6 protein-coding genes are annotated in these 11,680 nt (G+C 68.7%); 2 read left to right on the top strand and 4 right to left on the bottom strand.

Going from position 1 to position 11,680, the window contains the following annotated elements:
• The first annotated feature begins 5 nt into the window (after positions 1-5).
• The gene (locus AC5YDV_RS16530) at positions 6-989 is read left to right on the top strand and encodes a PD-(D/E)XK motif protein (RefSeq protein WP_496184627.1); all 984 of its coding nucleotides are present in this window, start codon (positions 6-8) and stop codon (positions 987-989) included.
• Position 990: 1 nt separating this feature from the next.
• Entirely contained in the window at positions 991-4,083 is a 3,093-nt protein-coding gene (locus AC5YDV_RS16525) for a Z1 domain-containing protein (protein ID WP_496184628.1), read from the top strand.
• A gap of 20 nt (positions 4,084-4,103) precedes the next feature.
• Here the strand turns inward: AC5YDV_RS16525 and AC5YDV_RS16520 are convergent, their stop codons facing one another.
• The 4 genes from AC5YDV_RS16520 to mobF all read right to left on the bottom strand — a co-directional run bounded on the left by AC5YDV_RS16520 (position 4,104) and on the right by mobF (position 11,385).
• Positions 4,104-4,748, bottom strand: a complete 645-nt coding sequence (locus tag AC5YDV_RS16520; RefSeq protein WP_496184629.1) for a prepilin peptidase — start codon at positions 4,746-4,748, stop codon at positions 4,104-4,106.
• 154 nt (positions 4,749-4,902) lie between these two features.
• Positions 4,903-5,313: a hypothetical protein gene (locus AC5YDV_RS16515; RefSeq protein ID WP_496184630.1), complete on the bottom strand. Its 411-nt coding sequence runs from the start codon at positions 5,311-5,313 to the stop codon at positions 4,903-4,905.
• Positions 5,306-5,623, bottom strand: coding sequence for a GntR family transcriptional regulator (locus AC5YDV_RS16510; RefSeq protein WP_496184631.1), 318 nt, complete (start codon positions 5,621-5,623; stop codon positions 5,306-5,308). The genes AC5YDV_RS16515 and AC5YDV_RS16510 overlap by 8 nt, the downstream gene beginning before the upstream one ends.
• A 98-nt stretch (positions 5,624-5,721) precedes the next feature.
• The gene (mobF, locus tag AC5YDV_RS16505; protein WP_496184632.1) at positions 5,722-11,385 is read right to left on the bottom strand and encodes a MobF family relaxase; all 5,664 of its coding nucleotides are present in this window, start codon (positions 11,383-11,385) and stop codon (positions 5,722-5,724) included.
• Positions 11,386-11,680 lie beyond the last annotated feature (295 nt).

Genomic DNA, 11,680 nt, shown 5'->3' with positions numbered 1-11,680 from the left:
CCGTAATGACGACGCCGACGGACCAACTGAGCCCGGACACCCTTGAGAAGTACTTCCGCAGTGGGACGGTCACCGTCCACCACGTCAACGACTCTCCCGAGGTCGACATCACCATCGACGGCCCCGGCCAGAAGATCTCGGTGCTCACGCCACGCAAGGGCATGGTGCTCGACTCCGCTTCGCTGCGTCGTGTCACCACTGGCGTCGACGTTCGGAACGGCCAGGAGTGGGCGCGCTTCACGCTGGACGCGCGCGGCATGTACGCCGAGGCGTACGGGCTGGTGATCTCCGTGGTCCAGGCGATGCGTGGTGGTGCGACGTTCGCCGCGGCGACGTCCGCCGCGATGACGAACATGAAGGCGCTCTTGGCGGCCAAACCGCGCATCTCCGAGGAGAAGCAGATCGGCCTGGTCGGAGAACTCCTGCTGTTTCGTTCGCTTCTCGACACCTTCGACGAGTACACCGTCATCGATTGGTGGCTCGGACCTCTCGCGGAGGAGCACGACTACGCGTTCCCCGCGTTCGACGCTGAGGTCAAGACCACCCTCGGCGAATCACGGACGCATGTGATCCACGGTGCCGGCCAGCTGGAACCCAGCCCGGGCCGCTCCCTGTGGCTGGTGTCCGTCCAAGTCACCCGCGCCGGCGGCAACCCCGACGGTGTCGGACTTCCCGGCCTGATCCACGAGATCCGCGAGCGCCTGACCGGCACACGCGATCGGTTCGTCAGCCGCCTCTCCTCCGAAGGCTGGGATGACGATGACGCGGCGATGTATCCCACCGCTTACGTGCTCCGCACGACACCTGCGGCCTACCTCGTGGACGACGACTTCCCCGCGGTCACCCGGCAGCGCTTGCGCTCGGTCGTGCCCCACAGCGACCTTGTCAGTGACGTGACCTACCGTGTGAACGTGTCCGGCCGGACCGCCGGCTCGCCCGGCCAGCCGCTCGACACCTTCGTCGCCGTTCCCACTGCCCAGGAAGCCTGACGTGACCGATCCATATACCGAGGCCGTGGTCGCCGCTGTGCGAAGCATGAGCAAGGCCAGCCCCAAGCCCATGCTCAAGCGAGTCCAGTTCGAGCTCGAGGACGCCGGTGTCACGGCCGAGTTCACTGAGTCGGACCTTGTCGCGAAGCTCACCTCGGCGGACGTGAACGAGCCCGCCCGATACGAGTTTCACATCCAGCTCACCAAGTGGGACTCCGCGAACGACCCGTCCTGGTCGACGGACTCTGCACCGAACACCACCGACCGCCGCAAGGCGATCCTGAACGCCCTCGGGTTCTCCCCCGAGTCACACGAAGGGATCGACCACGCCTTTCCAGTCAACATGACCGGTGCCGTGGTGATTTCGGGCAAGCCTGCCGACTGGGACCCTTGGTACACGAGCGACGCGGTCGCCAAGAGAACCTTCTATTGGGACGGTTACCGCGGCGTCCTCGAAGGGAAGGGCTGGAGCGCCAACGCCGTCGGCGAGCTCGACCGCACTACCGATGAAGTGGTCAAGCGCCTGGCCAACCCCACGAGGAGCGACCCGTACCAGTCCAAAGGCCTGGTCGTCGGCCATGTCCAGTCCGGGAAGACCGCCAACTTCACGGGTGTGATCGCCAAGGCGATCGACGCCGGCTACAAGCTCGTCATCGTCCTCACCGGCACGATCGAGCTGCTGCGCGGACAGACGCAGCGCCGTCTGGACATGGAGCTCATCGGAGAGGAGAACATCCTCGGCGGGGTTGCCCGAGACAACCATGAGCTCATCGCGACGGTCGACTACATCGGAGATGGCGACGTCGACTGGCAGGAGGGCAGGTTCGTCTCCTACGGGAAGGATCCGAAGGAGCTCGGGTTCCCTGGCATCCGTCGCTTGACCGGCTCCAAGGACGACTACAAGCTCCTCAAGGCCGGCCTCGGGTACCTCGACTTCCGGCAAACCGATCACCTCGTCGATCCGGCGCGGCCGCTTTACCACGAGCAGAACATCCACACGCCCGACATTCGCATCGCCGTCGTCAAGAAGAACTCCGCTGTGCTGAAGAAGCTCGTGCGGGACCTGCAGTCGACGAAGACCGATCTGGGGGAGATCCCGGCACTGATCATCGACGACGAGGCAGACCAGGCATCGATCAACACCACACGTCCGAAGAAAGACGCCGCAGAGGCGAAGGAACGCACCGCGATCAACCGCCTCATCGCCCAGTTGCTCGACGAACTCAAGCGCGCCCAGTACGTCGGATATACCGCGACCCCCTTCGCGAACGTGTTCGTCGACCCGGAGGACGCCCAGGACATCTTCCCCAAGGACTTCATCGTCAGCCTCGACCCGCCCGACGACTACATGGGCGGTCGCGATTTCCACGACCTCGATCGCTCGGCCGAGGACGAGGATGACAACGACGGGCCTGTCGAACTGACAGTCGCGAACTCCAACGAGAAGGCATTCGTCCGGTCTCTCGTCGCGGCGCCGGACGACTTTGCAGGTCGGGACAAGGAGATGCTTGCCGCGCTCGACGCCTACGTCCTGTCCGGCGCCCTCAAGCTGCTCCGCGCGGCGACGCTCGGCAATCCGAAGCTCTTCCGCCACCACACGATGCTCGTGCATGAGTCTGTGAAGACCGCAGAGCATGAGGCCCTTGCCGCAGACATACGGCGAGTCTGGAACTCGGCAGGTTACGACCTGCCGGCAGGGCTCAAGCGACTGAACGACCTGTGGACCCACGACTTCCGTCCGGTGTCCGAGGCCCGAGCCCCAGAGGCTCCGACCGTCGTCAACTTCCACGCTCTGCGGGATCACATCGGGCACGCAGTCGACAAGATCCAGCAGGGCGTCAACCCCGTCGTCATCGTCAACGGCGTGGCCGAGAAGGACTATCTCCAGGCCGACATCAACTTCCAGGCCGGCGACGTGTGGAAGATCCTCGTCGGCGGCGCCAAGCTCTCCCGCGGATTCACCGTTGAAGGCCTGACGATCTCGTACTACACGCGCCGAACCATCGCCGCCGACACCCTCATGCAGATGGGCCGCTGGTTCGGCTACCGTCCGCGCTACCGCGACCTCGTCCGGCTCTACATCGGTCGCAACGTGCCGGCGCCCAGGAACGAAGTCATTGACCTCTACAAGTCGTTCGAGGCCATCGTCCGCGACGAAGAGGATTTCCGCGACGAGTTGAGGAAGTTCCAAGGCTTCGAGGAGGACGGACGCCCCCGCGTCCGCCCGATGGACGTGCCACCGCTCGTCTACCAGAGCCTTCCCTACCTCAAGCCGACCAGCACCAACAAGATGTATAACGCGGAGCTGACCGAGCAGGGTGAGGGTGGGAAGGTCGTCGACTTCAACCAGCAGGGCGAGCACGACGACGCCGTGAACAAGAAGCACTTCAGTGCTGTACAGACGCTGCTCGATGCGGCCACCACCGTCGGCGACTTCTTCTACATCAACGAAGCGGGCGCCCCCAAGCCTTGGCGCGCTCGTTACGGGGTCGTGGACGCCGACGGCCTCATCGACGTCATCAGCCAGTTCAGGTGGGCGAACAACTTCAAGGTTGCTCCCTACATCGCATTCATGCACAAGGCCATCGCCGAGGGAACTCTCAAGGACTGGGCGGTCATCGTTCCTGAGATCGACTCGCTGCCAACGCGAATAGTCGAAGGCCGCAATCTGAAGCTCATGCGCCGTTACCGGCGCTCAGACCGCCCCTGGCAGTTCTCCGGCTCCTCGACCCGTCAGCGCGACGCCCTGCTGGCCATCTCCGGCGGGATCGACGCCGACACGATCGACACGGACGGCTATGTCGCCTCCGCCCTCGATCTGCCGGAATATGCGCACGTCAAGGCGCTGAAGGTGCCGACGCGTGGGGCGTTCCTGCTGACCTTCGCGGGTGACAGTACGTCGGCACGGTTCCACGACGCCAAGGGCGTCACTGACCCCAAGATGTTGCCTGATCCGACGAACCCGAAAGACATCGCGACTCTGTTCTCCTACGCGCTCCCGCTTGCCTCGGCGCCGGCCGGTCGAATCGCCTTCACGGTGCGCCGCCCGGACCGTCCTGAGGATCCCATCGTGGACGCCGACGCCGCCGGCTGATCCAGGGTGCGCCCAGAGGGTCATCCGAACAAGATTGGCGCAGCAATCGCGCCACCGGCGAGCCAGGGGCCGAAGGGGAAGTCAGTTCGCCGGCGACGAAGGGGAGTCGCTGCGACTGCGGCGGCGCACGCGATCAGGAACCCCCACCACGCGACGGTCAGGCTGACGGCGCCGGTTGCGGCACCGAGGATCGCGATGTACTTGCCATCTCCCCAGCCGAAGCCACCGGGGCGGAGCCGGTCGAGGACCCAGAACACGGCAAACGCAACGGCACCGCCAAGTCCGGCCTGGATCGCGATCCCAGCGCCGTTGGTGATGATCGCAGCGGCGCCCACTCCCGCAGCGACGAGGGCAGCGTGGACGCCGAGCAGCCGGTTCGGCAGTCTGCGGACATCGAGGTCGATTGCGGACAGCCAAGGGCCGAACCAGGCGAGGGGCAGGGTGGGCAAGAGCAGTGGCCAACGGTCAACACCGAAGCGCCAGGCGAGGAGTCCGCTGGCCGCCGCTGTCGCCACGGGGATCCACCAGCGGGGGCCGGGATGGGATTGGCCGGCCTCGTCCTCGTGCCGGTAGGCGAGGGCCGAGAGCCGCCACCGGACGACGCAGCCGATCAGCACCCCCACCGCAGTGAGGGAGGTGATGAGGAGCAAGTCGTTGTCCGTCATCGCAGGCTGCCGAGCTGTTGGCGCCATGCTCGCGGAGGTCTGTTCGGCTGAGCCCAGTGCGCGGTTTTGACGGTCGCGAGGCCGCAACCTCGCGCCGCCAGCGCTGTGCCGACGCGCGGTCCGCCGAGCTTGTGACCACCGGGTCGGCCTGTCGTCATGCGAGCGACGATCCGCTCGCGGGTGGGGCGCCCGACTCGGCGCTCTTGATCGGGACCCACATCCAACCGGTGAGATCGTAGAGCGGTTCCCCTGAGGGCGTCATGCCCGCCCGGGGGAAGAGGTCCGGCTCGTCGCTGTCCAAGCTCGAGTAGACCAACCGCCCTTCCTCTTCGGTCGCGTCGCCCCACGTGCCGTTCGGGTCATTCAATCGCCAACGGTTCAGGAAGTCCCTCATCGCGGACGCGGTTGCCAGCGGACGTGCCCAGCCGTTCCATCGGGCGTCCAAGAGGGCGCTGGCCCGCAGTGACATTGCGCTGACCATGTTCTCCTCTGCCGAGTCGAGGCACACCTCGACCACGTCCTCGACAAGGCGCAGTCCGTGGCGGGCGCCAGAAGTGTCAGGCATGGTTCGCCTCCAGGTGAGCGATGGCTCGTCCAAGTGCGGACTGAGCGTGGCGTAGGTCATCGAGGATCTGCAGGGTCGTCGTGGGCTCGGCTGTCTTGGCGATGACCCACACCCCTACGCCCTGCTCCGATCGCAAAAGGCCCTCGTTGACGAGCATCTGCTGGGCGTCGCGGATGGTGTTGAGCCCTTTGACGTCGAACTCGTTCATCAGCGCCGCGATCGATGGAAGTTTCGATCCCACCTGATACACGCCCGTGTCGATGCGCGCACGCAACTCGTCTGCGATGGCGCGATACCTGACCGTTTCCACGTCTCTAGCTTATCACACACGTCAAGAGGTCTGAGAGGTCTTGCAGACTAAGCAACTCGTTCCCCGTGGGACCGTCTGCCCTTGAGCTCGAGACCAGGTCACCGGGTGATGGGACTCCGGTCGCGGTTCGGGCTGTTGTTGACTTGGGGGTCCTCCAGAGGTCCCGAGAGCTGATCGGCCGGGCCTTGACTGAACGGTTCGGGGTAGGAGATGCGCGCGATCCGACGGGCGAGGTCGGCGGCGGGTGCGTCCGGGTTGAGGGGGCCCTCCTCGAGGGTGACGGTGATTGCGTCGGGCACGTCCACGCGGCGGGAATGCGCGTCGTGCAGCGTTGAGGCGAGTGTGCGCCAGTGGGGGTCCGCCACGAGGCGGGGGTCGATTCGGCTGGCGAGGGTCTCCCAACGATGGGCGTTCGCGGCTGCCGTGAGCCGGTCCCGGACCTGTGTGGTGAGTCCGAGTTGCTGGTCGGCGACGCGGGCTTGGTCGTTGTTCCAGGCCCGGATGAACGCCGCGACGCTGGAGCGGATGACGTCGACGTCGACGTTGATCCTCTCTGCCACGGTGTGGACGGCGCGCTCCCAGGCGTCGACGGGCTGGGCGGCGATGACGGGCGCCGCGGCGAGGGCCGCTTCGACGGGGGGCAGGTTCGCAAGGCGCTCGTCGATGAGGACATCGGCCAGCGGTCGAGCCTGGTCGAGGGCATCGACCAGGTGCGGGGAGCTGCCGGTGGCCACGAGTTCGGCAGGATCGGAGCCGTCAGGCAGGGCGGCACAGCGCGGTTGGAGGAGGTGCGGGGTGAGGATCCAATAGTCGCGCTGGGCGGCGACCTGGCCAGCCACGTCGGCGTCCGTGGCGATGATCGGGTCGACGCCGTAGCCGCGGAGTTGGGTGGCTTGTTCGCTGGTCAGGTGGGTGCCGAGCGGCGCGACGCCGACGTAGCGGCCCTCGCTGGCGAGCGTGACGGCAATAGCGTCGGCGGGTCCCTCGACGACGACGGGGATGCCGCCGGCGTCCAGATGGCGTGCTCCGGCGACGAACAGCTGGGCTCGCTTGTGGAACAGCAGCGTCTCGGCGGTGTTGAGGTACTTCGGGCCGGCGTGATCGACGTCGGTCGCGTGGGGGTGGCGGCGTCCGACGAACCCGACGACATTCTGGTCGTGGACGATGGGGAACACGGCCCGGTCGCGGAACCGGTCGATGAGGCGTCCGGTCGAGGCGGTGACCACAAGCCCGGCGGCCAGCAACTCGTCGTCGGTGACTCCCTGGCGGTGGAGGTGAGTGACCAAGCTGGTCCAGCCGACGGGGGCATAGCCCGGGCGGACGTCCTGGTCGTCGGCGATGTCGGAGCCGAAGCGCTCGGCCAGGTAGGTCTGGGCCCACGAGCCGCGGTAGAGGTCTTGGTAGAACTCCAGCGCGAGCTCGTTGACGGCCGCAAGGCGCTCGGGGGTGTGGGTGCTGGCGCGCCAGGCGTCGGCGCGGTCGAGTTGCGCGTTCAAGTCCGCGGAAGAGATCTCAGGCGGCGTCATCACCCGGCGTTCGATGGCTTCGAACGTGAAGGCCAGGTTCGGTTCGACCTCGTCGATCTGGTTGTCCTCCGTTGTCGCGCCCACTGCGTGATCTCGATCGGCGTGCGCGGTCCAGTGCTCGTCCGGGGCGGCATCGGCGGGGTCGGGGGGCACGTCGTCGAGATCGGGGAGGGGGTCGAGTAGGACGCTGGTTCGCCACACGAGGCCCTGGCAGTCGTCGATGTCGACTGCACCCTCGGGCGTGCTGATCAGGTCGGTGAGCTGCCAGCCGCGGGCGAGCGCCTGCTCGACCGAGACGACGAGCGCCGGCCACCACGGGGAGGACTGCAGAGCGTCGGATCGTTCGGGGCCGACGTTCTGCTCGAGATCCGCCATCCAGCTGGTGGTGACGGTGTTGTGCTGGTCGGCGAGCTGGGTGGCGACGGCGGGGGTGAGGTGCCGGCAGATCCGCCACCACAGGGCTGACGCCGCGTGGTCGTCGGGCAGCTGGCCGTCGTTGGTGGCGGCCTGGAGGAGCCGGTGGGCGTCCAGACCGACGCCGGAGACTTGCGCAAGCCGATGCGCCAGCACGGGGAGGTAGGGGTCCCGGTCGGCTGCGGGCGCCAGCTGGTGGAGCAGCGGCGTCCATTCGGCGACGGCGGGGGCGAGGTGGTCGATGATGCGCCGGTCGAGGCGGGCCTGCCAGCGGGCTTCCACAGCTGCGTATTGCCGTTCGCCGGTGGGTCGCGTGTCGGTGGGGGGAGTCCGGTGCGCGGCGCGCCACACGGTGAGGTCGGCGACGGTGGCAGCGTCCGGACGGAAACTGCCCGCCGGCGCCCACGCCGGGAGCTGGGTGGACGCCAGCGCCTGGTTGCGCACCTGGTCGGCGAGGTTGACGACGAGTTGGTGGCGGCGTTGCAGGTAGTCGCCCCAGTCGTTGTGCCGGGCGAGGGTGACGGGCAGGCCGGGCAGCCAGGGCAGGGGTGCGGGCTGGGTGTCGCGTCCGGTGATGGGTTCCAGGCGCCAGTCGAGGGCCGCGGCCGGGTCGGCGGCGCTGCCCAGTTCGCGGGCCTGCACCGCCTCGGTGAGCGCCCGGACGGGGTCGGTTCCGGATGCGGCGATCAACAGCAGGTGGGCCCGAAGGGTGGGCCACGCGGGGGCGTCGGCGAGTCCGTCGACGAGGTCGTCGGAGGCCTGTTCGAGGCGCTGGACGAGGTCGGCGCCTGCGGTCTGTTCGGCGGCGTAGCCGAGGGCGTCGCTGTAGCGGGCGACGGCGTCCGCGAGTCGGTTGGCCGGGTCGGCAAGGGTGCGTGCGGTCGTGGTGGCGGAGGTGTTGTCCTCGTCGCGGGCGAGGATGCGTTCGAGGAGGTCGGTGGCGGTCGGCGGGATGATCGCCTCGGGCCGGATGAGGGAGTGGGCGTCGCCGTCGCCGACGACTTCGAGGTGGACGTGGTTGGCGTACCGGCCGCGGGTCAGCATCGTGTACAGCTGCTGGCGCGTTTCGGCGCCGGTGGCGATGCCGTGCAGGACGTCGGCGGTGACGCCCTGGGCGCCGTGGATGGTGCACGCGTAGCCGAGTTCGACGGACTCGTTGACGTAGGCGGCGGGCAGGATCACTGTCTGCCGGTTGGTCTGGTGGATCGCGCGGAGGTCGCCGTTGGTGGCGATTGCAGTGATAGTCCAGCGGTCGCCGTTGCGGACCCAGTCGGTGCCCGTGGTGTGCAGCCGGCGGTCGTTCTGCCGGGTGATGATGACGTCACCCACGCTGGCGTGGCTGCCGTCAGCGAGGGCCACGGTGCGCGTGGAGTGATTGCCGTCGTGGAGGTGGGCCTGGGCGCGAGCGTTGAGTTCGGCCACCAGGGCGCGGGTGGGGGCGACCATGAGGGCGTCGGCGCCGGTGTGGCGGGCGGTGAGCCAGGAGTCGAAGACCTGGTCGGCGCAGGTGGCGAGGTCGCCGACGTGGACGCGGTGGTTGTCGAGGTAGAAGCCGAGCGCTTCGGGGTCGCCGGCGCGGAGGGCGAGGCTGGCGGCGCCTTCGGCGGGGTCCGCGAACCGGACGAGCTCGTTGAGCTGGACCGCGCCGTGGGTGGCTTGGATGTCGCGGAGGACGCCGCCGGCGCCGATCGCGGCGAGTTGCTGGTCGTCGCCGATGAGGCGCACCGATCCGCCGCGGTCGAGGACGAACTCGACGACCTGATCAAGGGAGAGGGTGTCGGCCATGCCGGCCTCGTCGATGATGACCAGGCTCGTCGGCCCGATGCGTTCGGCCCACGCCGGGAGCGGTCGCCGGTGGTTGAGGGCGTGGGTGAGGAGGGCCATCGTGTCGGCGTGGGTGTCGATCTGGGCTCCCAGTTGCGCGGCTGCTGCGGCTGACGGGGCGAGCCCGACGACGGTGCCGCCGCCGTTTCGCCAAGCGGTGGCCAGGGCCCGCATCGCCGTGGTCTTGCCGGAGCCGGCGGGCGCGATGGCGAGCTGGAGGCGGGCTCCGCTGGTGGCCATCTCGCGGACGAGCGCGACCTGGCCCGGGTTGAGCGGGGTGCGGTTCGCGACCGCCTCGATGAGGGCGACCTCGACGGCCGGGGTGGGCACTTGGTGGCCGCCGCGGCGTCCGGCTGCGTCGACGAGGCGGCGCTCGGCGGCGACGATCCGGCGGGAGGTGTGCCAGGTGGAGCGGGCAACGGTGTAGACGCTGTCGCCGTCGGTGCGGCGCAGCGCGGCGGGTTCGGTAATGCCGTCGACGGGTGCCTGCAGGGCGACGGAGTGGCGGGTGAGGGCCTCGTGGGTGAGCCGGGCGACGACCTCGTCGACGCGACGGCGGGGCACGTCGGCGGCCCGGACGATCCGGAGTGCTTCGGCGCGGACGTGCCAGTCCTGCCACGTGGAGCGCGAGCCTTCCATGGTCGCGACGATCTGAGCGGACTGGGTGCGCACCCAGCTGCGGGTGACGAAGACCGGACGCCGCAGCGTCCGGGCGGTGAGGGTCGCGCTGAGCATCGAGCGGACGCCGTCGGTGCCACCCAGCACGGCTTCGGCTTCTGCGCGCCAGGTGGCGCGTTGTTCGGCGAGGGTGCGGGGTTCGTGCTTGGCCTGCCGGGTCTCGAGGTTGGCCTGCTGCGCCAGCGCGCGGGCCTCAACCATGGTCGGGGGCCGGTGGTGCTCGCGCTGGAATGCGGCCGCCAGTTCGGTCTGGCGGTGCTCGATGGACGCCCGACGCTGCGACCAGCGCGCGTTCAACACCGGGTCGACGCCGACGAGCTCGCGGACCGGGCGTTTGCCGGGGTCGGTGGAGGGCCGTTCGGCGAACCGGACCGGTAGGGCTTCGGAGAGGCGGCGTTCCAGGGCGGTGTTGTAGACCTCGGAGGCGGCGACGATGGCCTTGAACAGCAGACGCCCGTCGATGGAGAGCCAGCGGCCGTCGAGGGTCTGGACCTTGTTTGCGACGGGGACGTGGCTGTGCAGGTCGGGGTCGCCGGCGCGGCTGTCGCGGTGGGTGAACCGGGCGGCGACCAGCCCGGTCACGTCGACCTGGCGGACGCCGTTGTGGCCGGTGCGCGTGTGTAGGGCATGGGTCTCGATGAACCGCAGCGCGTCGCCGATCGCGGCGAGGTGGGCGCGTTCGATGGTGGCCGCGGTGGAGGGTTCGGCGAGCGCCCACAGGGTCGAGACGCTCTTGACCGGGGAGAAGGTGAGGTCGTAGCCGGCGACGGCGGTGGTCTGCGGGCGGGACGCCGTGGCGATCAGCCCGGCGAGTTCGCGGGCGTCGACGGGGTCACGTCCGAACGTGACCCGGAACGTCTCGCGTCCGACCTGAGTGCGGATCGCAGCACGCACCTGTGCGGGGACCGGCGCATCGTGCGGCGCGCCGACCTGGGCGTTGTACGCGGCGAAGCGTTTGGCGACCTCGACCCGGAACTCGGGCATGTCGTGGGCGTAGACCTTGAACGGCTGGCCGAGCCGGATCGCGTCCCGGGCCTGGGCGGCGGTGGCGTCCGGCGGGAGGGCCTCGCCGCGCTGTCGCGCGAGGGGGTGGTGACCCGATCCGAACAGGAACCGCATCTGCTCGGCGGTGACCGGGTCGCCGGGGTCCAGGCCCTCGATGCCGGTCATCCCGGAGCCGACCCACACGCCGGGGGTCTCGCCCTTCTTCGTGTAGTAGGACGCCAGCCCAGTGTGGCCCTTCTCGGTGGAGTCCATCGCGGCCACCTGCCGGGTCAGGTAATCGTACCCGTCCCCGGCGGTCAGCTTGTGCAGACTCATCACGCCCGCCTAACGGGGGCGTCGACGCCTCGGCGGACAGCGCCCGCTGACCCCTTCGTCCCGGCTCGTGTCACAGCTGGTGCGATTGGCACTTGACTAGCGCAAACCTTGGATGCAACAGGTGTGACGGTCTCGAAGTTGAGGGGTTACGAGGGGGGTCGGACGGGCTTGTCGTCGTCGGCGAGTGGCTGCGGGGATGGTGATCGGACGCTGTGGCGCGCTCGGTTGGAGACGGCGGCTCGGCGGCAGTCCTGAGGGACCGGTTCGGAGGGTCGACGGCGTCGAGCGTGATTGC

The sequence above is a fragment of the Propioniciclava sp. LT432 genome, from assembly GCF_059515965.1.
The sequence above is the reverse complement of the archived record's forward strand: the minus strand, read 5'-3'. Positions and strand labels throughout refer to the sequence as shown.